The 23,558-nt window shown below is 44.4% G+C and carries 26 protein-coding genes and 1 riboswitch; of the genes, 9 read left to right on the top strand and 17 right to left on the bottom strand.

Annotated features, from left to right (window positions below; translation table 11 throughout):
• Window positions 1–242: 242 nt before the first annotated feature.
• Entirely contained in the window at window positions 243–2,681 is a 2,439-nt protein-coding gene (locus tag QUA56_RS23985) for a PAS domain S-box protein (RefSeq protein WP_333362562.1), read from the bottom strand.
• Window positions 2,682–2,754: 73 nt separating this feature from the next.
• Between QUA56_RS23985 and QUA56_RS23980 the strand changes: the two genes are divergently transcribed.
• Window positions 2,755–3,216: a hypothetical protein gene (locus QUA56_RS23980; protein WP_333362559.1), complete on the top strand. Its 462-nt coding sequence runs from the start codon at window positions 2,755–2,757 to the stop codon at window positions 3,214–3,216.
• A gap of 731 nt (window positions 3,217–3,947) precedes the next feature.
• Here QUA56_RS23980 and QUA56_RS23975 read toward each other — a convergent pair.
• From QUA56_RS23975 to QUA56_RS23965, 3 genes are all read right to left on the bottom strand, one after another.
• Window positions 3,948–4,145 carry a hypothetical protein gene (locus QUA56_RS23975; RefSeq protein WP_333362556.1) on the bottom strand — a complete coding sequence of 66 codons (198 nt, stop codon included), beginning with the start codon at window positions 4,143–4,145 and terminating at the stop codon, window positions 3,948–3,950.
• A gap of 36 nt (window positions 4,146–4,181) precedes the next feature.
• Complete coding sequence (locus QUA56_RS23970; RefSeq protein WP_333362553.1) at window positions 4,182–6,320, bottom strand: ATP-binding protein; 2,139 nt, start codon at window positions 6,318–6,320, stop codon at window positions 4,182–4,184.
• A gap of 147 nt (window positions 6,321–6,467) precedes the next feature.
• The gene (locus tag QUA56_RS23965) at window positions 6,468–6,812 is read right to left on the bottom strand and encodes a slr1659 superfamily regulator (protein ID WP_333362550.1); all 345 of its coding nucleotides are present in this window, start codon (window positions 6,810–6,812) and stop codon (window positions 6,468–6,470) included.
• A gap of 453 nt (window positions 6,813–7,265) precedes the next feature.
• Between QUA56_RS23965 and cynS the strand changes: the two genes are divergently transcribed.
• The 4 genes from cynS (at window position 7,266) to cobW (ending at window position 11,261) form a co-directional block, all read left to right on the top strand.
• Window positions 7,266–7,709 (top strand): cyanase, encoded by a 444-nt coding sequence (gene cynS, locus QUA56_RS23960; protein WP_333362547.1) that lies wholly within the window; start codon window positions 7,266–7,268, stop codon window positions 7,707–7,709.
• Between the two features lie 226 nt (window positions 7,710–7,935).
• Window positions 7,936–9,318: an ATP-dependent protease ATP-binding subunit ClpX gene (clpX, locus tag QUA56_RS23955; protein WP_333362544.1), complete on the top strand. Its 1,383-nt coding sequence runs from the start codon at window positions 7,936–7,938 to the stop codon at window positions 9,316–9,318.
• A 140-nt stretch (window positions 9,319–9,458) separates the two neighbouring features.
• Window positions 9,459–9,605: riboswitch (cobalamin riboswitch) on the top strand.
• A 22-nt stretch (window positions 9,606–9,627) separates the two neighbouring features.
• Window positions 9,628–10,038, top strand: coding sequence for a DUF1636 domain-containing protein (locus QUA56_RS23950; protein ID WP_333362541.1), 411 nt, complete (start codon window positions 9,628–9,630; stop codon window positions 10,036–10,038).
• A 194-nt stretch (window positions 10,039–10,232) separates the two neighbouring features.
• A complete protein-coding gene (gene cobW / locus QUA56_RS23945; protein WP_333362538.1) occupies window positions 10,233–11,261 on the top strand; it encodes a cobalamin biosynthesis protein CobW in 1,029 nt (342 codons plus the stop codon).
• 156 nt (window positions 11,262–11,417) lie between these two features.
• On the opposite strand, the gene QUA56_RS23940 is transcribed toward cobW, so the two are convergent.
• The 8 genes from QUA56_RS23940 to QUA56_RS23905 all read right to left on the bottom strand — a co-directional run bounded on the left by QUA56_RS23940 (window position 11,418) and on the right by QUA56_RS23905 (window position 17,762).
• Window positions 11,418–11,741, bottom strand: coding sequence for a hypothetical protein (locus QUA56_RS23940; RefSeq protein ID WP_333362535.1), 324 nt, complete (start codon window positions 11,739–11,741; stop codon window positions 11,418–11,420).
• Window positions 11,742–11,917: 176 nt separating this feature from the next.
• Complete coding sequence (locus tag QUA56_RS23935) at window positions 11,918–12,133, bottom strand: transposase (protein ID WP_333362577.1); 216 nt, start codon at window positions 12,131–12,133, stop codon at window positions 11,918–11,920.
• 194 nt (window positions 12,134–12,327) lie between these two features.
• On the bottom strand, window positions 12,328–12,588 hold the full coding sequence (locus QUA56_RS23930) for a hypothetical protein (protein WP_333362530.1): 261 nt from the start codon (window positions 12,586–12,588) through the stop codon (window positions 12,328–12,330).
• Window positions 12,589–12,766: 178 nt separating this feature from the next.
• Complete coding sequence (pstB, locus tag QUA56_RS23925; protein WP_333362527.1) at window positions 12,767–13,573, bottom strand: phosphate ABC transporter ATP-binding protein PstB; 807 nt, start codon at window positions 13,571–13,573, stop codon at window positions 12,767–12,769.
• Between the two features lie 212 nt (window positions 13,574–13,785).
• Window positions 13,786–14,682 (bottom strand): phosphate ABC transporter permease PstA, encoded by an 897-nt coding sequence (gene pstA / locus QUA56_RS23920; RefSeq protein ID WP_333362524.1) that lies wholly within the window; start codon window positions 14,680–14,682, stop codon window positions 13,786–13,788.
• Window positions 14,683–14,687: 5 nt separating this feature from the next.
• A complete protein-coding gene (pstC, locus tag QUA56_RS23915; RefSeq protein WP_333362521.1) occupies window positions 14,688–15,632 on the bottom strand; it encodes a phosphate ABC transporter permease subunit PstC in 945 nt (314 codons plus the stop codon).
• A 19-nt stretch (window positions 15,633–15,651) separates the two neighbouring features.
• Window positions 15,652–16,641 (bottom strand): PstS family phosphate ABC transporter substrate-binding protein, encoded by a 990-nt coding sequence (locus QUA56_RS23910; RefSeq protein WP_333362518.1) that lies wholly within the window; start codon window positions 16,639–16,641, stop codon window positions 15,652–15,654.
• 50 nt (window positions 16,642–16,691) lie between these two features.
• The gene (locus QUA56_RS23905; protein ID WP_333362516.1) at window positions 16,692–17,762 is read right to left on the bottom strand and encodes a sulfate ABC transporter substrate-binding protein; all 1,071 of its coding nucleotides are present in this window, start codon (window positions 17,760–17,762) and stop codon (window positions 16,692–16,694) included.
• Between the two features lie 209 nt (window positions 17,763–17,971).
• On the opposite strand from QUA56_RS23905, the gene QUA56_RS23900 reads away from it, so the two are divergent.
• Window positions 17,972–18,106, top strand: a complete 135-nt coding sequence (locus QUA56_RS23900; RefSeq protein WP_333362580.1) for a hypothetical protein — start codon at window positions 17,972–17,974, stop codon at window positions 18,104–18,106.
• On the top strand, window positions 18,078–18,197 hold the full coding sequence (locus tag QUA56_RS23895; RefSeq protein WP_333362512.1) for an ATP-binding cassette domain-containing protein: 120 nt from the start codon (window positions 18,078–18,080) through the stop codon (window positions 18,195–18,197). Before QUA56_RS23900 ends, QUA56_RS23895 begins: the two co-directional genes overlap by 29 nt.
• Window positions 18,198–18,641: 444 nt before the next feature.
• Here the strand turns inward: QUA56_RS23895 and QUA56_RS23885 are convergent, their stop codons facing one another.
• Window positions 18,642–19,514: an alpha/beta hydrolase gene (locus QUA56_RS23885; RefSeq protein ID WP_333362509.1), complete on the bottom strand. Its 873-nt coding sequence runs from the start codon at window positions 19,512–19,514 to the stop codon at window positions 18,642–18,644.
• Between the two features lie 397 nt (window positions 19,515–19,911).
• Between QUA56_RS23885 and QUA56_RS23880 the strand changes: the two genes are divergently transcribed.
• Window positions 19,912–20,406 (top strand): GAF domain-containing protein, encoded by a 495-nt coding sequence (locus QUA56_RS23880; protein WP_333362574.1) that lies wholly within the window; start codon window positions 19,912–19,914, stop codon window positions 20,404–20,406.
• 91 nt (window positions 20,407–20,497) lie between these two features.
• On the opposite strand, the gene QUA56_RS23875 is transcribed toward QUA56_RS23880, so the two are convergent.
• The 4 genes from QUA56_RS23875 to QUA56_RS23860 all read right to left on the bottom strand — a co-directional run bounded on the left by QUA56_RS23875 (window position 20,498) and on the right by QUA56_RS23860 (window position 23,026).
• Complete coding sequence (locus QUA56_RS23875; protein ID WP_333362506.1) at window positions 20,498–20,875, bottom strand: transcriptional regulator; 378 nt, start codon at window positions 20,873–20,875, stop codon at window positions 20,498–20,500.
• A gap of 14 nt (window positions 20,876–20,889) precedes the next feature.
• Complete coding sequence (locus QUA56_RS23870) at window positions 20,890–21,183, bottom strand: type II toxin-antitoxin system HigB family toxin (RefSeq protein ID WP_333362503.1); 294 nt, start codon at window positions 21,181–21,183, stop codon at window positions 20,890–20,892.
• Between the two features lie 115 nt (window positions 21,184–21,298).
• Complete coding sequence (locus QUA56_RS23865) at window positions 21,299–21,619, bottom strand: element excision factor XisI family protein (RefSeq protein WP_333362500.1); 321 nt, start codon at window positions 21,617–21,619, stop codon at window positions 21,299–21,301.
• Between the two features lie 27 nt (window positions 21,620–21,646).
• Window positions 21,647–23,026: an AAA family ATPase gene (locus QUA56_RS23860; RefSeq protein ID WP_333362497.1), complete on the bottom strand. Its 1,380-nt coding sequence runs from the start codon at window positions 23,024–23,026 to the stop codon at window positions 21,647–21,649.
• 217 nt (window positions 23,027–23,243) lie between these two features.
• On the opposite strand from QUA56_RS23860, the gene QUA56_RS23855 reads away from it, so the two are divergent.
• Window positions 23,244–23,489 carry a hypothetical protein gene (locus QUA56_RS23855; protein ID WP_333362494.1) on the top strand — a complete coding sequence of 82 codons (246 nt, stop codon included), beginning with the start codon at window positions 23,244–23,246 and terminating at the stop codon, window positions 23,487–23,489.
• The last annotated feature ends 69 nt before the right edge of the window (window positions 23,490–23,558 follow it).

The following is a 23,558-nucleotide window of genomic DNA, read 5'->3' as shown; positions in this document are numbered from 1 at the left end:
GTCTAAAGAGGGCTAAAGCCCAATTACGTACCTATTTCTAGGATGACAATTAATCCACCCTGCGTGCGTGCCCTGCTAGGGGGGATCTAGGCTTAATAGTCCAACACTATTCTGTGACTGGGTTTGACGTTAAGTTGACACCTATGGGCTCTTGGAGTGTCCCTAGGGGGAGCGATCGATAGGCGAGTGTACTTCATAAACCTGCAATCTGCTGTAAATTGACACCAACAATCACAGTTTTTTTACTTTACCTGTTTGCTCATAGATTGCTTCGGCCAAGTAAACCGAAAAATAGCTCCCTCACCCTCGGCCGATACCAGCAAAATACTGCCCCCTTGACCTTCCACAATTTTCTTCACCAACGACAAACCAATGCCAGTATTTTCAACTTTATCGCGCGCTTCCAAGGTCTGAAAAATCACAAAAACTTTATCGTGATATTGAGGAGCAATCCCCGGCCCGTCATCCGCCACAGAAAACTCGTAAAAATCATCTAACTCTTTAACCGATATTGTTACGTTACCCGATTCAGCTCGGTTGTGCTTGATGGCGTTGCTAATTAAATTAGAAAAAACCTGCTGTAACGGCAATCTTTCAGTCACAAAAGTTGGCATTCCCGGTTCAACTTTCACCTCAAATCCAGAGGGCGGCGCCAACGAATCAATAATTTCTGCTAATAACTTCTCAACTTTTACCATTTCTGAAGCTACTTGAATCCGTCCGACGCGGGAATATTGCAGCAGTCCCTCAATCAAACCTTCCATCCTGTGAACTCTGCCGCGCAGCAGGTTCATTTGGTGCAGAGTATCCTCTGTCATCGACTCGCTGAGGTCTTCTTCTATCCAACTGCTGAGATTGGCGATCGCCCTGAGCGGCGCTTTCAAATCGTGAGAAACTACATAAGCAAACTGGTCTAATTCTTGATTCCGCTTTCTCAAAATACTCGTCGTTTGAGCCAGCGTGTTAGCTGTCCACCTCAATTCTTCAGCGCGCAACCGCAGCGATTCCTCAGCTTGTTTGCGTTCCCTAATATCTTCTACCACACCCATCAGAAATTGAGTGCCATCTTGTTCTCGCAGCAGCGAAACTGTCAAGTGTGCCCACACCAACTCTCCGTCTTTGCGGACATAGCGATTTTCTAGAGAGTAATTTTCAATTTCTCCTGCTAACAATTGGCGCAAAAGTTCCAGTTCGCTTGCCAAATCTTCGGGAAAAGTAATCTCCTGAAATCTTTTTTCCACCAATTCTTGGCGGCTGTAGCCCAAAATTTCGCAAAGTTTTTGATTGACTAACATAAATTTGCCTTCCACAGTCTTTTGAACCATGCCGACTGCCGCCTGCTCAAAAGTAGCCCGAAACCGCTGCGCGCTTTCGGCTAAAGCCATTTCTGAACGCTTGCGATCGCTAATATCGTTGCTGATTTCCAAAATAGCCACAGGTTGATCTCGATCGTCGCGCTGCAAAGTCCACCGGCTGGCCACCGTTATTTTTGTGCCGTCTGCCTTGGTGCGTACCAGTTCCCCTTGCCAAGAACCCCGCTCGAAAAACACTTTTTGAATTGCCTCGAAAGGTTGCGTCCATTCTGTTTGCAAAAGCTCGTGAATATTTTGTCCGATTGCTTGCGACTTCCGCCACCCGTAGAGCCACTTCGCCCCCAAATTCCAATAAGAAATCGCCCCGTTCAAGTCGAGTACCGCGATCGTATCGTTCGCCAAATCCAGCATTTGCGCTTGCTTGCGTAGAGTTTCCTCAGCTTCTTTCCTTCTTCTGGCATCGCGGCAAATCGCAATAAACAAGTGTTGATTTGCCAGACGCATTTCGCTGACAGCCAACTCCATCGGAAACTTAGTTCCGTCGCTGCGAATTCCCACTGTTTCTTGCTGGTAAGTCTTCAGCGCAGTATCGGGATTTAACACAAAATATTCGATCGAATAATCCCCCGCGCTGCAGTCCGGCTGCGGTTGAGCAATCAGCCGCCGCAGGTTCGAGCCAATTATGCGATCGGCTTTCTCCCCAAAAATCTTTTCTGCCGCCCCATTAAAAGACTCAATATTTCCCCGTGCGTCCAAAGTAATAATACCGTCAGCCGCATTGTCTACCACAGCTTGAATGCGACTTTTACTTTCTTCCAAGCCAGCTTCCCGCTTCCTCAATTCCTTCTCTAAACTATCAAATAAATACCAAGAAGCCCCTGCACCCAAACAGCCGAAAAGCAAACCAGCAACTTGCACGAAATTAGTGAAATCTATCAAATCCCGTCTTTGCCGATCTAGAGCTTTCTGGTAGGCTTCGCCCGCATCAGCAAACGCATTAAATTTTTCGCGCAGTCGATCCATCTTCAATTTACCTTGAGCGAACACCTGAATTGTTTCCGCCGACTGCACGCTTGTTGCCGAACTGTCGAGCTTATTCAAAGTGTTTTGCAAGAAATTTATTTCCTGTTCGGTACTTTGTTTAATTTCTTCAAATTGCTGAACTTGCAGTTTGTTTTCTCGAACCATAACCTTGAGTTTAGCCAGCAGCGGAGGCAAACTCTTCTTGGCTTCTGAGTAGGGTGATATAAATTCGCGGCGCTTCGTCAACCCGTAACCCCGAATGCCCGTTTCCGCATCCACCACGAGGGTTAACAAGCGGTTAGTTTCCTGAAGTATTGCCCTATTAGTATCTCCTCGCTTTCTCATCTGTAGGCCGCTATCCCGGAGCCCTGCAATTGCTATCAGCGAAGCAAACAGACAAATCACGGGGATAGCAACGATGACTGTTCCCCGCTGGCGAATTGGTCGGTTTGTCCATACAAATTGGATGCAGCGATCGAGCAAATACTTCACGGATGTTGAAGGAGAAAGTTTGCTGGCAGTATATCAACTTTTGACAATTTATGCTATGAATAAGTTGGTTTTTTTGTTTGGCGATCGCCGGGGACTAACCGTGGAAACTAGATTAGGCCCCTGCGATCGCTACCTGCTAACAGCGACAGCAGATTTTTTAGCAAGCTTTTTAAGGGGAGGCAAGGAGAAGGAAAGGCGTTTTTTCGGCAGCGAGACAGCAGGCGAAGGCGAAAGACTCGTTTCTACTTTACCTTCGTTTTCGCCTTCGCCTGTTGCTTTCAAACTAGAGTCTGTTTCGCAAGTGTTCTCAACATTTGTAGCTACAGTAATCCACCTGCCTGTAGCGGGATCGCGATGGCAAGTGAAAGGATTTATTTTTAGCGGTTGACTGCAAGGTTTAATCATGTAGATGCACTCCTTTGATTCTGAGAATTTGCACGCAGCTTTCAGTGGCATTGCTATCTCGCCAGTAGAAGCAGCAGTTTGAAGGCAAAAAGCAGAATTGTGTTTCTGCGTCCAGAGACCTTTGATAATTCCTGATTTCCTGTTAACTTTTGCCTTCTACTGGTTAGCGACCATAGCATTACTTAGAACTTATATCAATTCCGGTTACACCGTCCGTGATTGTTGACTGTTGACTGTTGACTGTTAACAGTTAACTGTTAACTGTTGACTGTTAACTGTTGACTGTTAACTGTTAAAAATCTCAAATCTCAAATCGGTTGACTGTTGACTGTTGACTGTTAAAAATCTCAAATCTCAAATCTCAAATCGGTTGACTGTTGACTCGATTTTATGATTCCGATGCAACCGGAAACGATATTACGCACGATTGTTGAGAAACCGGGTTTTTTTACGAAAAGACGGGTTGTAGACCGCAGATTCGGTAAAAAATCCGGTTTCTGGGCCCCGATGGTAAGTCCTGATTACTTTTACCAAATTGCCCTCCTACAAGCAACACCCACTCCCTGCATGAGGTTGAGGTGCGACTTGTGAATGCAGCGAGACGCCATATCCTGCTTGCGGCAAAAGTTTGGGATAATATAGGTATTCTAGGCTGAGAAAAAATGCTACTTTGTGATGAGCAACAGAGGTCGATCGCGATCGGCGTCACAATGATCAATAAGAATTGGGAATTGCGAATTGGGCATTGGGCATTGGGCATTGGGCATTGCGAATTGGGAATCGGTAATCGATGATTCTTCCTTCTTCCTTCTTCGTTGTTCCTTGTAACTGAGATATTGCACCATTCTCAATAATCTTTTCAGGGCAGGATGCCCACCCCACAAGAAAATCTACTCTTTGTGGAACAGGCATCTTGCCTGTTCTTGAGAATGGTGCAAGATGTGAGTTCTAACTAATATCAACTTTTGCCTTTAATTGAACAATAAAAGTAGATCCAACACCCAACTGACTCTCAACAGAGATATCGCCCCCCATCATCTGGCAAAACAAGCGGCTAATGGCCAATCCCAAACCGGTGCCCCCGTACTTGCGAGTAGTCGAAGCATCCCCTTGAATAAAAGGTTCAAACAAACCGTGCTGCTGTTCTGCCGACATCCCTATCCCCGTATCAGATACCTGCAAATAAAGCCAATCGCTGCCGCCTGCGCGTTCGCGAGTCGCGCTCAACAGCACCGTTCCACTTTCGGTAAACTTCAGGGCATTCGAGAGCAAATTGAACAGAATTTGCCGGACTTTAGTCAAATCTGCATACATCACTCCCAAATTCACAGAGCAAGAAACTTGCAATTGATTGTGATTTTTTTCGACCAAAGGGTGCAAAGTTGCAACGACTTCTTCTATTAAATTGCCGAGGTCAAATTTTTCTAAATAAAGCTCCATCCGACCGGCTTCTATCTTAGAAAGGTCTAGAATATCGTTAATTAAAGTCAGCAAGTGTTTGCCGGCGTTGTAAATTTTTTGGGTATCGGGAATGATGTTTTCGAGTCCCGATTCCAGTGCTTCTTCTTGTAGCATTTCGCTGTAACCGATAATCGCGTTGAGCGGCGTCCGCAGCTCGTGGCTCATATTGGCTAAAAAAGTGCTTTTAGCTCTGGAAGCTGCTTCAGCTTTGTGTACGGCTTCTTGCAAAGCTATTTCGGCTCTTTTGCGCTCGGCAATTTCGATGCGGAGCAGTTTATTGGCGGCGGTGAGTTGAGCGGTGCGCTGATTGACGGTCATTTCTAGCTGCGCTTTGGCTTTAGAGAGTGCTTCCTGAGCCCGCTGGCGTTCAAATCCTTCGATCGCCAGCGCTACCAAATTTGCCAAAGAATCGGCGAAGGTGCGCTCCTCCAAAGCCCACTGGCGGGGCGCGCCGATATGTTCGAGAGAGAGGATGCCCACGATCTGGCCGCCGAGCCTAATTGCTACATTTAATATGCATGAATTGGGCTTGGTGGCATTCGGCTGCACAGCGAAATGTTCCGCTATCGAAGATGAGGGGTACAAATTTGTTTTTATAGAGTTTTGACTGTTTGGCGCAGGTTCTAAAGCTTTGTCCGATCGCAAGTTTTCGCCCGGTGCGTCGCCTTCGACACCTAAAACTGAAAAGTTTAAATCGCTTGCCAATATGGACTCGCGGCTCAAATGATTCTCGTGGGTGCGATCGTACAAGTCGAGACAAACTAATTTGAGGTTGGGGATTTTAAATTTTGCAGGATTGACCGACTCTTTTTCCTCTCGGGCGGCCGTCTCTGTATCGATTGATTCTGTTTGGTTGTGGGCGAGCGCTCTCTCGGTAAAATTTAGGCGAGGATCGATCGGGTAGCGAGTTCCATATCTGAAATGGTTGTAAAGCCAGACGCTGACTTTTTCCACCTCCAAAGTGCGGGCTGCCGCTTCGGTAATTTCGCGAATTCCCACATTCAGCGCACCGCTGTTGAAAGTTCTCTGCCGGCCTAGCTGCAACAAAGCCAGACTCTGGCGGCGGAGCCGCTTTTCGCTCTCTTGGAGGGTTTGTTCTGCTTCCTTGCGCTGGGTGAGGTCGTACAATGCACACAATGCTGTCTGTTCGCCGTTAAACTGAAGGGGCTGAACGGAAATCATCGCCCAGAAGAGAGTGCCGTCTGCCTTTTTGCAATGGAGTTCGTAGTTTTTGAGATAACCGTTTTTGGTAAGTGTGTCAAGTATCTTTGGGCGATCGGCGGGGTTGAAGTAAAAGTCTGGGGTGCTGCTGCCGATCAATTTTTCTAAGGGTATGTTCAGCAGAGAAGCCAATTGAGCGTTGGCATAGAGAATTAAGCCGTCACAGAGGCGAGAAACCAATACCGGAACGGGAGTTGCTGAGGCGATCGCCCGAAACTGGTCTTCGCTTGAGAGCGCTGCCACCTCAGCTTTGCCGAGCAAGTCAGCTTTCATCGTATCCGAATGTTCGGTGGTAGTCTCCAGCAAAATTTCTAGCTCAGCCTTTTCGCGTTTCAAGTTTTCAAGTTCCGCACTCAGTCGCTGAACGTCCAAAAGTAGCTGTTCTCGTGATGGTTCTTCCTGCATAGCAATTGACAATTGGTAATTTTTAGTCTGTTGAGAGTTTTTTAGGATTTGGTGGTAACTTAACTATGACTTATTCCCATTAACTTGGGCCGCCCTTATCTTGGTTCTCGGACTTAGCCTGCACTGATTTTTACCTTTTTCGATTTACTATTCCAATTCTAAGTGTAAAGAAGGCATCAGCCGCTGCAAGTTCTTCAGGGATTTTCCCTGCCACGGTATGTGTTTAGAGCCTTTTATGGCGATTTGAATATTTTTTTGCTGGCGCACTTTGATCACAAATTTTGAGACAATGTTAATTCCCGAACTATTTAAAAATTCTAGCTTTCGCAAGTCTAGAGTAATCGTGTTTGGCGAGGAGTCAGCCACTTCGTTGAGCAGATCGACGATCGGCGTGTATTCTTCCATCTGGCTGAGCCGGAACGAGCCGCAGCAGGTGACTGTTTGGGTAGCGCGATCGTAGTGGATCGTGTAATCTTTGGTCTGAATCTCCATACTTTTGTCAGTTGCCGGTTGTGAGCGGTAAAGGGGCTGTGGCTGCGCGAGGGAGGATTGAGCTTCAGGCTAGCACGATAAAAATTCGGCCGAATGCCGACTGCCGACTGCCTTTGCCTGTGTAACTTGTACTACATATACTGCCAACTGTATCATTGCCGCAGGGCAGTGATGAGTTATTTTGGGATTTATCAGTTGTGATATCAATTCCGGTTGCACTCCTCGAAATGATTGTTGATTGTTGACTGTTGACTGTTGACTGTTGACTGTTTGGACATTTGAACAATACCCATGCAACTGGAAACGATATGAGTTGTCGAAGTTGAGGAGACCAGCTTTTGCTGAAGTTCCGAGCGATCGATTCTGTTTTTTTTCTCAGCTTGGTATTGACAAAATCACCAAAATGTGAGACAAATTTCACATCTAACACAGCAGTGAGTAGGAGCATATTTAATGGCAATTTCACAAATTACAGAAAAGCTTTTGGCTGCTAAAAAAGCTAAGGGAATTAGTTTTGCAGATTTGGAAAAACTTTTGGGGCGCGACGAAGTTTGGATTGCCGCGGTTATTTACCGTCAAGCAACCGCATCTGAAGAGGAAGCAGAGAAAATTGTCTCGGCTTTGGGACTAGATGGCGAGACGGTTGCGGTTCTCTGCGAACCTCCGTTAAAAGGTTCTTTGGATCCCTCAGTTCCAGTTGACCCTCTGATTTATCGGTTCTATGAAATTATGCAGGTTTACGGGATGCCGCTCAAAGCAGTGATACATGAAAAATTTGGTGACGGGATTATGAGCGCGGTAGACTTTACTTTGGATGTCGAGAAAGAAGCAGACCCAAAAGGCGATCGAGTGAAATTAATTATGTCGGGGAAATTTTTAGCCTACAAAAAATGGTAAGCAAGTGTCGCTAAACTCGGCCGGTGAAAATTAAAATATTTTAATCGGTCGAATGACTGATGACTAATCACTAATGCCTCACAAGTGTTAACTTAGAAATAGAGTCGGCGAAGCTTGACTGGTTTTGGTGTCCGCGGGAAACCTTTCTAGGGTAAGGCTAAGATCGATCGCGCGGCAACTTCCCCAGTCAAAGAAAGCAACCGCAACCGTAAAGTAAGAGGCAAATATGTCAAAATATGACTCCCATCTCAGATGCTCATTTTGCGGCAAGTCGCAGGAGTACGTCCGCAAGTTAATAGCTGGGCCCGGCGTCTACATTTGCGATGAATGCGTGGAACTGTGCAATGAAATTTTAGAAGAAGAGTTTTTTGACTCCAGCAAAACAATTGGTCAACAGATTCCCCAATCAGAGGTGCGAGAGTCTCAGGGACAAGGAACGCGGCGTCAAGGTCGATCGAACAAATCGAAAATCGTTTTAGCTCAAATTCCGAAACCGACAGAAATTAAGCAGCATTTAGACAACCACGTCATCGGCCAGCATTCAGCAAAAAAAGTCCTTTCTGTAGCAGTTTACAACCACTACAAGCGCTTGAGCGTTGACCAAGCTAAAGATAGCGACAAGTCTTCTGCTGACAGCGATGTAGAACTGCAAAAATCCAACATCCTGCTAGTTGGGCCGACAGGTTGTGGCAAAACTTTGTTAGCGCAAAGTTTGGCGCAAATGCTCGAAGTCCCCTTTGCGGTAGCCGATGCGACGACGCTGACAGAAGCTGGATATGTCGGCGACGATGTAGAAAATATTTTGCTGCGGCTTCTGCAAATGTCGGATTTTGATGTCGAATCGGCGCAGCGCGGCATTATTTATATTGATGAAATTGACAAGATTGCTCGCAAAAGCGAAAACACTTCGATCACAAGGGATGTATCGGGAGAAGGAGTGCAGCAAGCCCTGCTAAAAATGTTGGAAGGAACGGTGGTTAACGTGCCCCCGCAAGGCGGCCGCAAACATCCTTACCAAGATTTTATTCAAGTTGACACGAGCAAGATTCTATTTATTTGCGGCGGTGCTTTTGTCGGTTTAGAAAAAATAGTTGAACAGCGTTTGGGTAAAAAATCTTTAGGCTTTATTCAGCCAACAGAAAGCGACAGTAACTCAACTTTGCCGGCCAAGGATAAGCGGGCTGCTGATATTTTGCAGCAGGTACAGCCCGACGATTTAGTCAAGTTTGGTTTGATTCCTGAGTTTGTCGGGCGGATTCCGGTGGTGACGGTGATTTCGCCGCTGGATGAAGCAGCTTTGATGCAAATATTGACCGAGCCCCGAAATGCGCTGGTGAAGCAGTATCAAAAGCTGTTGAAAATGGACAGCGTGGAGTTGGAATTCCAGCCGGAAGCGCTGCGGGCGATCGCCCAGGAAGCCTACCGCCGCAAAACTGGCGCGAGAGCTCTCCGCAGCATTTTAGAGGAGTTAATGCTAGATGTGATGTACGAATTGCCTTCTCGCAAGGATGTGGCTCACTGTATGATTACTCCTGAAATGGTCGAGAAGCGATCGACTGCTGAATTGCTGTGGCATCCGGCATGGCGCAAACAGCACGAAACTGCATAATTTGTAATCTGTAGGGTGCTTGTGGCGCACCCTACAAACTACTAAACCAGCCCCAGATTTATCCCTGGGGTCGCTTTCTCTAATCAGAAATCTAAAATCTAAAATCTAAAATCTAAAATTGATTGGTGGCAAGTGCGGTATGATGTGATTTCGCGATCGGTTCTAGCGGGGAGCAGCCGCTAGAGGAAACGGGGAAAGTTCGGTGCAAGTCCGGCGCTGTCCCGCAACTGTAATGAAACCCTTGTGGTTTCTCAAGTCAGAATGCCCGCCGATATCTAACTCACTTTTGAACGCATCTGCGAGGTACGGATGATGGATGGAATTAATGCGGCTGTACCCACAAAGCACAGTCTGTTTGTTTGCACTGCTTGCGCTAGTGTTTGGAAAAACGGCAAGCGCGAAGGCAAAAGCGGCGGTCAACAATTTATGGAAGACTTATCGAAACTCGCTAAAGATTGGGAATTTTGCGATGAGTTTGATATTCGGGAAGTTGAGTGCATGAGTGCTTGCAGTCGCTCTTGTGCGGTGTCTTTTGCTGCTGTTGGAAAGTACACTTATCTGTTTGGCGATTTGCCTGCAAATGAACCGGAAAGTGCGGAAGCTGTACTCGAATGCGCGGGTCAATACTATGCTAAATCGGACGGTTTGTTGCCTTGGTCTGAGCGTCCTCAAGCTCTGAAAAAAGGCATTTTGGCGAAGATTCCGCCGCTGGGAAATTAGATAGGTTTGTAGTAGGGACTTTAGTTTTTTCCTTCTCGTTCCTAGGCTTTGCCTGGTAACGCATACGCCGAGGCTCTGCCTCGTTTTAAAAGCGATCTTTTATTCCAGCGAGGCAGAGCCTCTAGATCGGTATTCCCAGGCAGAGAGAGCCTGGGAACGAGATATCCCATCACCAAATAAGCACAAAATCATCAATGCACAAAATTCCTGTTACAGTCATTACCGGCTTTCTCGGTAGCGGCAAAACTACCCTAATTCGTCACTTATTGCAAAATAATCAAGGTCGCCGAATTGCTGTTATGGTTAACGAATTTGGCGAAATTGGAATTGACGGAGAACTGCTGCGCGATTGCCAAGTTTGCGACGAAGAAGAAAATGTCAGCAGCAATATTGTAGAACTAACAAATGGTTGTCTTTGCTGCACTGTTCAAGAGGAATTCTTGCCGACTATGCAGGAATTGTTGAAGCGCCGAGAGCAAATTGATTGTATCTTAATTGAGACTTCTGGTCTCGCACTTCCTAAACCTTTGATTCAAGCTTTTCGCTGGCCGGAAATTCGCACGGGTGCTACTGTAGACGGTGTTGTTGCTGTTGTCGATTGCGAAGCTGTTGCTAGCGGTACTTTTGTCGGTGATATCGATGCTTTGATGGCACAGCGGCAAGCTGATTCTAGTTTAGATCACGAAACTCCGATCGAGGAATTGTTTGAAGACCAGTTAGCCTGTGCCGATATGGTACTTTTAACGAAGGTCGATCGCGTAGATGCTGAAACTCACCAGAAAGTCCAAACCTGGTTGCAACAAGAATTGCGTCCGAGTGTGAAAATTGTGCCCTGCAAAGGTGGCGAAATTAACCCCGATGTGCTGTTGGGATTTAATGCGGCGGTTGAGGATGATTTGGAGTCTCGCCCGAGTCACCATGACACTGAGGAGGAACACGAGCACGATGATGATATTAACTCGACTTTCTTTATTGCCGATCGCGAATTTGAACCTGAAGCTTTGGTGAAAAAACTGCAATCCTTGATGCAGCAGGAGGAAATCTATCGGATTAAAGGGTTTGTGGCGGTTCCCAAGAAACCGATGAGGATGGTGTTGCAAGGTGTGGGTTCGCGGATCGAACATTTTTACGATCGCCCTTGGCAACCTTCGGAGATCCGGCAAACCAAATTAGTGTTTATCGGTCGGGAACTCGACTCTGTTAAAATACAGTCATTCTTGTAGTTGAATGCGGGCGATCGCTTTTTTGTAAAAAAGGGCGATCGTTCGATTTTAGATTTTAGATTTTAGATTTTAGATTGGGGATTAAATAATCGATTATAGTGGTTCCAATTACCTACGAATTACCCATTACCCATTACCCATTAAACCAACCTGATATCATATACTGCCACAGGTTCCTGTTTCATTGAGGCGAAACATTGTTAACATCACACTTTTATCGCCGTACTGTTCCTTGATTTTTTGCACAATGCCTAAAAGTTTGGGGTCAACCAAATACTTTTCACGATCCGGCTCGATCGCAATATACCAGTTGTAATACTCGCCGATCAGTTCCGGACGAATTCGCTCAAATATTGCTCGGCAGCGCAAACCGAGTTCAGTTCTTTCTGCTTCGCGCCTTGCTAATTCTTCGGGTGGTATAGTCTGTTCGGGAGAGATTCTACCCCGCAGCGCTTTTCGCTTTTCTGATAGCTGAGTCATGGTGTTTTTTAGATTAAATGTATAGATTGATTTATGATAGCCCACTAAGTAGGTCGGTGGGGAAATTCATAAGTATGTAACAAAATATTAAGTAAGCTGTCGCGCATTTAAATTGCACATACTCGGCGGGCGGGACGCCCACCCCACAACAGTTTGATTGTTTTTTGACATACAATTTAAATGCCGCAACAGCTTAGGTGATGAGACTTAAATTTAATACGTTGTGTACGATAATTTCCTTTTTTTTCTCTAGCCCCTACCCCATCAATTACGGCATAAGCAAGCTCTAATTCATCCTCAAATATTTGCCCTGCTAGTTCATCTTTTTTGAGGTGTTGCCACTCCAATTCAATTGGATTCATTTCTGAACAATATTTGGGTAAAAAGAAGATGTATAAACCCTAGCTTTCCCACTTCGACCATAACTGTTGGACTTCATGGCTACGTTGTTGGGCTTGGGCCCTCAAGCGTCTGGGTGGTTATGTAAGCTGTCAGTCATACCTCATCTTTTTGAGAAAGGCTATACCTCACTAGAGCTATTTCTTCGTTTAATTATCTTAACATAGTTGTGTTTTTCCGCGCCGACTTACTTATCTGGTGGTGATTCCATCATTTGACCGTCCAAGGCAAGCAGGCCGATCGAAGTACGGCAAGTTTTACCCTGATTATCCCAATTCTTTTTAGCATTAAAGGCTACTTCCCAAACTCTATCCTCAAAATAAGCCTCAATTTCGGCATGAACTAAAACTCTGTAGGCAAGAGTTAAGGCTAACTGCCGATCGGAATATGAACCTATAGGGTTAGTCTTAGGAATAAATTGTTTTTTTAACCTAATGCTGATGACCAAGGTAATGTCATTGCGGACAATGCGTAAGGGAGCATCTCAGTTTTGCATTTATAGTGCGAGCTTAAGAGCTCGCGATTTGTAGAATACGCGAGCTCTTAAGCTCGCACTATAATAAAAAAAATGCTTTTTGCAAAACTGAGATGCTCCCATGCGTAACGCCTAAATCTGACACTTGCATTTAACCAAAGCGTCCACTAATATATTCTCCGGCTTCCTGTGTCTGCGGGGTATGAAAGATTTGCTCCGTCGGGCCAAACTCTACTAATTTGCCCCGGCGTTTGCCTTGCTCGTCCGTTTCTGTATTGAAAAATGCCGTCCAATCCGCGATTCTTGACGCTTGTTGCATATTGTGAGTCACCGTAATAATTGTGTATCGTTCCTTAAGTTCTAAGCACAGTTCTTCAACCTGTCGCGTAGAAATGGGGTCGAGAGCAGAGCAAGGTTCATCCATCAATAAAACATCGGGCTTCATCGCGATCGCGCGGGCAATACAGAGCCGTTGTTGTTGTCCCCCAGATAACGCCGTTCCTTTATCTTGCAGTTTATCCTTGACCTCATTCCAGATAGCTGCTTGTCTGAGGGAAGATTCCACTAATTCATCCAGATTTCCTTGATAACCGTTAGTTCTGGGGGCATAGGCAATATTTTCATAAATGCTCTTGGGAAAAGGATTCGGTCGCTGAAACACCATTCCCACCTGTCGCCGCAATTTGACGGAATTCACTTGCGGATCGTAAATATTACGGTTGCGGTAAATGAGTTTCCCTTCCACTCTGGCACCAGGGATTAGATCGTTCATCCGATTAAAACAACGCAATAAGGTACTTTTGCCGCAACCTGAAGGGCCGATAAAGGCCACAATTTTTTGACTGGGAATTTTGATATAGACATCGACAAGAGCTAAAAAGTCATTGTAAAAAACCTTTACGCCCTCTGCATCAAACACACTCTTGTCCGTATTGACGTGGGTATTAGTGTTAGTCATCTAGAACGATCTCCTTAATGTTGTTGAAAACCCAAGCTATACCAATTTTCGCCTCCAGAAAGCAACAATGATGAGTGTGGGTTTGTTTACGCTCATCCGCTCGTGTAAGGTGCGTCGCTCAAAGATAGTAGATATTCTTTAAGATTTTTGATGGCGACGCACCCTACAGATACTGAAACGATATCCTTAATGTTGTTGAAAACTCAAGTTAATTAATGGCTGGAATAGCGTTGGCGCAGATAGATAGCGACAGCATTGAGCGCCAAAATCAACAGAATCAGCACAATAATCGTCGCTGCGGCTGCACTGGCAAACCCCGGTTCAGGACGAGTAATATAGCTGAAAATTTGAATGGGTAACGCCATAAATCGTTGGAATAAACCCGGATCGAACGTGAGAAAACTGACAGCCCCCACGACAACCAAACAGGCGGCATCTCCAATGGCGCGGGAGACAGAAATAATCACCCCCGTCAAAATTCCCGGAATGGCATACGGCAAGACATGGTGTTGAATGGTTTGCCATTTGGTACTTCCCAGTCCATAGGAAGCATTTCTGAGAGAATCGGGAACCGCTCGAATCGCCTCTCTTGCTGTCACAATAATGACGGGTAAAGACAATAGGGCAAGAGTTAATGCCCCCGAAATCAAGGTAGGGCCAAACCCTAGTAAATAGTTAAAAACCCCTAAACCTAGCAAGCCATAGACAATAGAAGGAATCCCTGCTAAATTCCCGATATTAATCTCAATCAGGGCAGTCCACCACTTTTTAGGGGCGTATTCCTCTAGGTACAAAGCAGCACCTACCCCAATGGGAACCGCAACCAAAATGACGATCGCTCCTAACAAGAAACTTCCAATAATGGCTGGACGGATACCTCCGCGTTCGGCAAAACGGGAAGGCGTTTCCGTAAGAAACCCCGGCGTTACCAATCTGCCAAATCCATCATGGAGGATATTCAGAACCAGTAAGGCGAGGACAAATAAACCGATGAGTAACCCAAGTAAGAAGAGATATTCAAAGACTTTACCGATCGCTTCTCGGCGTTCTATGTTGTCGGTAAATTCGGCAGTGTTGACGGAATTGTTTGTCAGAGTTGATTTAACCATAGCAATCAATCGTATTTTTCCTTAAAGCGATTAGAAATCCAAAAGCTGGCCATATTGAGAGACAATGTAATGACGAACAAAACTGCCCCCACCGCATACAAAGTCTTAAAACTTAGGCTACCCCTGGGACTATCTCCCCCCGAAATCTCCGCCATAAAAGCGGTCATGGTGGCGACAGATTCCATGAAATTGGCGGTGATGCGAGGCTGCGATCCAGCCGCAATCAAAACGGTCATGGTTTCTCCCACTGCACGGGAAACGCCTAAAATTATCGAAGCCATAATCCCAGACAAAGCCGCCGGAAGCACCACTTTAAAAATGGTTTCTAGTTTGGTAATGCCCAAGGCATAGGAACCTTCTCGCAGAGAACGGGGAACGGATCGAATTGCATCTAAGCTGATGGAACCGACAGTAGGGGTGATCATAATCCCCATCATTAACCCAGCACTAAGGGCATTAAAAATCTCTAAGGGGAAAAGATGCCGCAGAACCGGAGTGACAAAGAGCAAAGCAAAGTAACCGTAAACTACTGTGGGAATTCCCGCCAATAATTCCACAGCAGGGCGTAACACGGCTGCCACTTTCGGTTGGGCATATTCACTCAGGTAAATGGCTGAAGATAAACCCAAGGGAACTGCTACACTCATAGCGATCGCAGATGTTAAAAACGTTCCGTTCAGCAGCGGCCAGATGCCAAAATGGGCTTCGGCAAACAGAGGAGTCCATCGGGTATCCAGAAAAAACTGGGCTAAGGAAACTTCTTGGAAAAAACCCAAAGTCTCTTGGAAAATGATCCAGACAATACCAAAGGTGGTGGCAACGGACACGAAGGCGCAGGCAAATAAAACCGCACCAATAATCTTTTCTGGGACATCTTCAGAAGCATTTTTAAGCAAGAAGTCATCCGCAGCGAAAAGGGAGTCATCAAAGGAACTAGGAGTTAGGGTCATGGGAAGCGAGATTTCCTCCTTAAATAAAGTTAGTAATAGGTTCACCGGGTTTGGCTTTTTTGAATTTCGTTCCGGTTTCACGCCGCTCAAATTTTTGCTTAGTTTTCACATAAGCTTCATCGGGTAACGCCACATAACCCACACCATCCACCCATTTCCAAGAATTTTCTAAATAGAATTTCACGAATCTTTCCAGGGAAGGATTGGTTTCAAGGGCTTTTTTATTGACGTAGATAAAGAGGGGTCGAGAGAGGGGGCTATAAATATTTCTCAGAACGTTATCAAGGGGAACTGGTTTAACACACTTTCCATCCGCATTTTCAACCCCCACCGCGTTCAATTTGTCTTGGTTTTGGAGCAAGAAGGAAATTCCCAGATAGGCCAGTCCAGATTTATTGCCAATTACCCCTTGAACGAGGGTATTTTGGTTGCGACTGGGGGTAAAGTCGGTACGACTATTTCTCCTTTTACCCGTTACGGCTTGGGTGAAATAATCAAAGGTTCCCGTATCGGAAGGAGGGGCAAACAGCAACAGTTTTTCGTCGGGAAATTCGGGATTGATTTGTTTCCAACTGGCGATTTTGCCTTCCGATTTGGAATTCCACATTGTGTCTAATTCCTGAATAGTTAGACATTTGGCAAAGTTATTTTCCTTATTAACAACTACCGCAAGACCATCAAGAGCCATAGGTAATTCAATAAATTCGATCCCTTTTTCCTCACATTTTTTGATTTCTTCGTCTCTGATGGTGCGAGAAGCCCCCGCAATCTCAAGGGTTCCAGCACAAAACTTGCTAAACCCTCCGCCTGTGCCACTCGCAGCGACGCTTACTTGGGCATTGGGATAAAGTTTTTGGTATTCTTCGGCGACGGCGAGGGAAACGCCAAAGCCCACAGCACCACCATCAATACTGATTTGCTGTTCCTTATCTCCTGAGTTGCCACAACTGGTTATCAGTTTGCCCATGAGGATAATAGGAATTAGGTAAAACCAACGAGAAAATTTCATAGGATTTGAGCGTAAATTTGGAAAAATGAAAGTGAATTAGGCGTTTAGGTTCAGGACTTGACCTTAATTTGGTCAAAGATGCCATCCTTTGCAAAAAACTTCTCTTTGATCGAAGGCCACCCTCCTAAATCTTGAGCATTGAACAAGGTTTTAATTGGGGGAAATTGCACCTCTGTGCCTTGAGCAATAAAGGGATTGACCGAACGGTAGCCTAATTTGGCGAATTCTTGCTGAGCTTCGTCTGAATAGAGAAAATCGACAAAGGCTGCTGCCACTTCTCTCGTTCCATGCTTATCCACGTTTTTATCAACTATCGCCACGGGATTATCGATAGAGATATTGAGGGGAGGAACAAAGTAACTGGTTTTGGGTCGGTTCGTTCCAGCTAAAATCACTTCATTTTCATAGGTTACTAAGGCATCTCCCTGCCCTTGTTGGAAGAATAAGTCGCTGGCTTCCCGCGCATCTTTGGTTAGGGTGGGAATTTTTTTATAGATTTTGCCCACAAAATCAAGGGCTTGTTCAGGCTCTCCTCCTTCTTGGGTGACTGACCCCCACAGACCTAAAAATTGCCAAACACCAATACCAGAGGTTTGAGGATTCGCTGTAATGACATTTACATCTTCTTTGGCTAAATCTGCCCACGTTTTAATATCTTTGGGGTTGCCTTCTCGGGTAACAATTGCCGCCACCGATTGACTAACTACTCCCCTTCTAGGAACTCTGTCCTGCCAGCCAGAATTAATTAAACCCGCTTCTTCGATGCGAACGACATCCAATGGGAGGGCAAGATGCACTACATCGGCTTCTTGTTTGCCGGCAATGATCTCGTCGGTTTGCGCTAAAGACCCGCCATAACTGCGTTCAAAAATGACGTTTTGGTTGTGTTCTTTCTGCCACTTTTCAACAAATTTAGGGACGATTTGGTCATGGGCCGCTTTCGTCACTGAGAAGGAAACTAGGTTGAGCTTGATATCGCCTTGATTAGCCCTACTCGTTCCAGAGCAAGCAGCAATTGATGTACTTAGAATTACACTTAGTAAAAACAAGACGATGTACGCTTTTTCTGAGCGTCCTAGATGCTGAGCTTTTTTAAGAAATTGCCCTGAAAATCGCAGCAATTGGGAACTGGCTGCGATCGCAAGTTTTAGAGACTGAACGATCGAAGTCACTGAATTTTGCCAAACTTGTGGTTGATTCACCGATACTTTTTCTTTAACTACGGTATCTTGATCGAAATTACGTAGTTTTGAGGATTATAGAGCGATCGAATTAGAGTCTTGAGTTTTCTTAATATTTTCTTAATAAGTTGTCTTAACCTACCGCTACCATGACAAAGAGTCCAAACTCACACCCGCCCGCCGCGGCCGCTAAACAGTTAGAACTGACTAACTTAAGTGACTCCCGCATTGGCGATGCCCAGAAAACGGTGATTATTGCCTCTGGGAAGCAGTGGGTGCGGTAAAAGTAAAAGTACGCTGTTGCGGATTATTGCTGGCTTAGAATATCCGACGGTGGGGGAAATGTTTATTGACCCGGATGTCCCACCGCCGTAGAAGTGTTTGAAGGCAATATCAATGATGCTTCAACCTTAAGTCCACTGCTGGAAAAAGTTCGCCAAAAGAGTTAGACAAAATTGTCACGCTTGACAACCGCTCGAATCGTCCACTTCGAGGAGCAGAAAAATTGGGGTGAGAGTGGGAAAGGTCATCAATCGCTATCAGATAGCAAAGCATTTTCATCTCAAGATTACCGACAACAGCTTCTGCTACGAACGAAACAGCGAGAAGATTGAGATGGAAGCGCATTTAGATGGAATTTATGTGATTCGTAGCTCGGTCTGTGCTTCTGGGTTAGATGAGAGAGAAACAGTGAAGGCGTATCAGAGTATATTCGATCGGACGCACCTTGCACCCTCTCCGGTAGGGTGCGTCCGAAACAAAAACTTTCGAGTTGATGCAAAAACTTCGACTGACGCACCTTACACTATCTGTATCAATTCAAACAGCTTTGCTTGCCAAAAAATCTCTCATGTACCGATTAACTAACTGCGGCTGTTCCTGCTGCACCCAGTGGCTGCAATTGGGAATGTATTGAATCTGAAAATCCCGCACGTAATCTGCTGTCCCGTAGGTTAACTCTTTGCCGAGGGCGGTATCATTTTCACCCCAAATCATCAGTGTGGGAACTTGCAGCACGCTCCAATTCTGGCGATCGACAAATCCCCCAGCAATATTGCGGTAATAATTAATAGTAGCGGTGAGAGCGCCCCGTTTGGCCGCCGCATCTTTGTAAGCTTCGATATCTGCGGGGGTAAAGGTGCTTTTGTCAACTGCCATACCTTCCAAAGCACTAGAAATTGCCTGATAGTCGCCTAACTGAATTAACAACTCCGGCAAAAATGGCAACTGAAACAAAAAGATGTACCAACTTTTCCGCAATTGTTGGGGAGTGCGTAACCCTTCAGCAAACTTTGCCGGATGCGGTAGATTCATCACAATTAATTTATCCACCATTTCGGGATAAGCATAAGCAAAATTCCAGGCGATCGCGCCTCCCCAGTCGTGGCCAACTAAGACGCAATTTTCGTACCCCAAATCCTGAATAATTCCCTTGATATCTTGCACAAACTCTGCCATAACGTAAGCAGATTTATTTTTAGGTTTTTCGCTGTCGTTGTAACCCCTGAGATCCACAGCGACAACTTTATAATCTGATGCAAATTCCGGGATTTGATGCCGCCAAGAATACCAGAATTCAGGAAACCCGTGCAGCATCAGCATCAGCGGCCCAGAACCTTGAGTGACACAATGAAGCTTGATGCCATTTGTAGCGATAAATTCGTGTTTCCAAGCAGCTTGTAGCACAGACATATTTGATGCTTCCTCTAGCTATAGAAATATCCTAGCAGTAGCTCTCTTTGAGAGGAACCAACTTTAGGCATATCTAGCAATTTTCCCATCAATTGTTAGCTCTTCCTCTTCCTTTGTGGAACAGGCATCCCACCTGTGGTTTTTCGCGAAAGGGGTTCGTAAAAAAAAGCCGTAGCACGGGCGAGGGCGGGACGCCATCGCCCGTTTCCAGAAAAGATTGCTGTATCGGTCAAAATATTAGTATAATTTTGCTACCATCCTGACAACTGTCAAGCCAAAAATCACTTACTTTCGAGCGGGCGAGAATTCCGATCCGCAAAAATTTGAGGATTTGTGAGGGTGCAAGTTAAATAATTCAGCTCGGGTGAGTATACTAATAATTGAAGGAGTTAATACCATGTCTGGCGATCGCCTGCAAAACATTGTTAACCGCTTGATAGAGCGTCTAAAGCGCGACGTATTAATTGAAAAATCCCTATACGACATTCGAGAAGTTTTGCAGAGCGATCGCGCTGTGCTATATTATTTTTACAGGCAGTGGCAAGGTCAAGTTACTTGCGAGACGTTAAGTGCGATCGAACTCTCAATCTTGGGTTCAACGGGGCCAGATGAGTGTTTTAACGGCGAATACGCTGCTTTGTACGAAGCCGGCCGAGTTAGAGCAATTGCAGATATTGAAGTAGAACAAATTCACCAATGCCACCGAGATTTTCTGCGTAGCCTGAAAGTTCGCGCCAATTTAGTCGTGCCAATTTTAACGAATAAAGGACTGTGGGGGCTGTTAATTGCTCATCAGTGCAGCGGGCCCCGTACTTGGTCGCGATCGGACATTGAATTCATGCAGCAACAAGCACAAAATATGGCAATGTCTCCGACAATTCAAGATAGTTAATCTTTCATCCAAAATCCTGCTTTGTGACTGTTCGGGTGCATTGTCTGTGCAATGGAAAATTACCAACCAACCAAAATATGGTGTTCTATTGTTAGGCAGAGGTTTGTAGCGACTCATAGGGCTGGATGAGAATCTCAGCGGGAATTCCTAACTCTTGATTCAGCTTCCGAATCATTTCCAAAGTCAAGGAGCGTTTGCGAGATAATATCTCAGAAACTTTAACTCGACTGCCAATACATTGTTCTAAATCGCTACCAGACCATCCGCGAGCCTCCATGTAGTATTGAATGGCTGCAATTGGATCGGGTATTGCGATCGGAAAGTGTGCCTTCTCGTAAGCTTCTACTAGGGTACTGAGCACATCTAGGCGATCGGACTCAGGTGTATTAGGAGCTGCATTAAACAGCAACTCAACCTCTCGAAGGGCATCCTGATAGTCAGTTTGGGTTCTAATTGGACGTATTTCCATATATCAATTTGTGTTTAGATTGTTTCTGCATCTACCTTGTCATACTCGGCATGAGTGCCAATAAAGCGGATAAAAATAATGCCGATGTCATAACGAATGGCAACAATCAGCCGATAGGAATTGCCTTTGATGTTAAACACAACACGATTGTTTGCAATGATGCTGGCATTACGATGAGCGGACTTAACATCGACTGGACTCGGCCAATCGGCGTGAGACGCTTCGCAGTACCAAGTTTTTAGTGCTTCTGAGGCATCTGGATGAGTTTCCCAGAAGTTTCGCAAGGTGCTGCGGGACAAAATACGCATAGAACTTTGTGACTGGAACTCCCGAAACACGAGACAATTGAAATATCGGTTCTGCCATTGTCAGAGGGCAAAGAATAACGTGCTATCTCATCATTTTACCACAGAATCTTTGTCTCTAGGAATAGTTGGTGGCAAGGAGTTTTCGGATGCTGGGGGAGCGAAACCCAAAAATGATATCTTGAGAAAACACACCGCGTTGAATCAGTTCTCGATCGATGTAGATTTCGGTACTGTTATGTTGAATCCAGATTTGATTTTCGATGATATCAAGCTGCATGGCACACCCATAGATGCGATATTCGTCGCGCCATTCGTTGTGCATGACGAGGTATCGATCGCGGGCGAAATCGAATATTAGCTGAGCATTTGCGTCATTTTTAGAAAAGTCTTCGAGAAAGTCACAAACAATTTTGCGGTATTCGTTTAGTCTATCCATTTTAATATCAGTTATCAACTTATTTTCCTAAAAATCACTCTTAATATGTGCTTTAAAAATAGAATTTAGGTGAAATTTTGCTGGCTCTTTTCTGGGAACTTTTTCTACTAAACCGCGTCTGGTTAAAGATTGTAGAATGTGCATAAATTTAGCTTGAGATACTTCCATATTAGCAGGTTTTTGGGAAATATCTATCGGTTCATCTTGATGGGCTAACCAGTTTATTACATTTTTTTCTAATTCTGATAACCGCTCTAAATGCGATTCTAAATTGGTTTCTATGTCACCCAAAAACAACTCATTTTCATCGACCAGAAAAAGGGAAACCATCCCGTTCAAGAACTCTCTAATAGTTAAAGAAATAATATTTAACCAAGCTGGATGACTTTGATATAGTGTTATTAATTCATCCCATTTTCCCTCATCTTGTAAATCTTTTTGTCTAAAGATTTCTTTGGCTTCTTCTCCTAATCCTTGAAGTTGTAATGCTCTTGTGTATTTGTTTTCTTTTTCTAAAGCCTCTATTTCTCCAGGTTTTTCCCAACTAATTAAAATTAAACAACTTTGATGAGATAAGGTAGCAATTTGCTGAAAAAATTTACGATAATCTTTATATTCTGTTAAATACTGACCCGCGAAGTTACCAGTTTTAAAAATATTTTGCACGTCATCAATGATTACTAAACAACGAGATGAGCGAAAATAATCTATTATTTCTGGTAATGGATTTGCGTGGGATTGAGAAAAAAACTGTTTAAGTTCATCTTTAAGGTTAATCAGTTTAGGCAAATGCTCAAGACTGCGATAAATAATATAATCAAATTGTGTGTTAATTTCTGAGATTAATTTCAGGGTTAAAGCTGTTTTTCCTATGCCACTTAAGCCATAAATTGTAATTAATCTAGTCTGATCTTCTAAAATCCATTCTTTAAGAGTATGAATTTCTGAATTACGCCCGTAATTATAGTTAAGTTCTGGTGCTTTTGTTAGATCAATTATTGGGTATTTATTTTCGTTGCGAGGATGTTGCGATCGCGTTTCTATATCCTCTAAAGATTGAGGATTTTCTCTACAAATATTAACATGACTTTTATTAATGTTAGGATTACTAATAATCAACGAAGAATTACCAAAACTGTAGATAGTAGATATAGCTTTATTTTCTAAAATCGAACGAACATTCCTTTGATCGATATCTTCGGCAAAAACATCGGAGAGAAGTTTCCATAATTTTGCTCCCTCTTTTTTAACATGATCGTAACTATACCCATTAGTTACCGCAATTTTATGAAAATTTTGACGTTGTAAAACACTTTCTAATATAAATTTGTGTAAAGAATCAAGATGTTGTCCTGTTTTAGCAACTACCTGTTCATCAGTCCATTTAGACAATTCTTTAACGTCCATATATTTTTAACCTCACTCAATCTTTTTAGTTTAGCCACTAAAACCCACTTTTAGCCACTAAAAGTTAAGTTGTGTAAAGAAGCAATCAAACAGCACCACTCAATCCCACTATATCACACCAAATCCCACTATATCAATTTTCCTACTAAATGCCACTCTAATCTAAATCCTATCAATTACAATCTGAAGTATTGGCCAATTTTTAAGAATCAATCCCATGAAAACACAAACTTTGGATAGACCTGCAAGTTCAGTGCCTTTCACTCTAAATTTTGTCGAGAAACTAGACCCAGCATTGTACGATCGAGCGATTCAGGATTCAGAGATCCTAAAACAATCCTATGATCCGGAAACTCAAACATCGAATATTCCTGTTTCTGCTGCTGGTACTTCCTTGACCTATCGTGATACTACCACGGGTATTCTTGGGGCTAAAGATGATTCAAAGGAGTCTGATACTTAAAGCTGACAGTGGCATTAGTTGAAAACCACGGGCTTTCTGCATCAAACAACATTGATTATACGGTACGGT

It is taken from the genome of Microcoleus sp. N3A4, assembly GCF_036701805.1.
Taxonomy (GTDB): domain Bacteria; phylum Cyanobacteriota; class Cyanobacteriia; order Cyanobacteriales; family Microcoleaceae; genus Microcoleus.
This window is presented reverse-complemented; position numbering and strand designations above follow the sequence as displayed.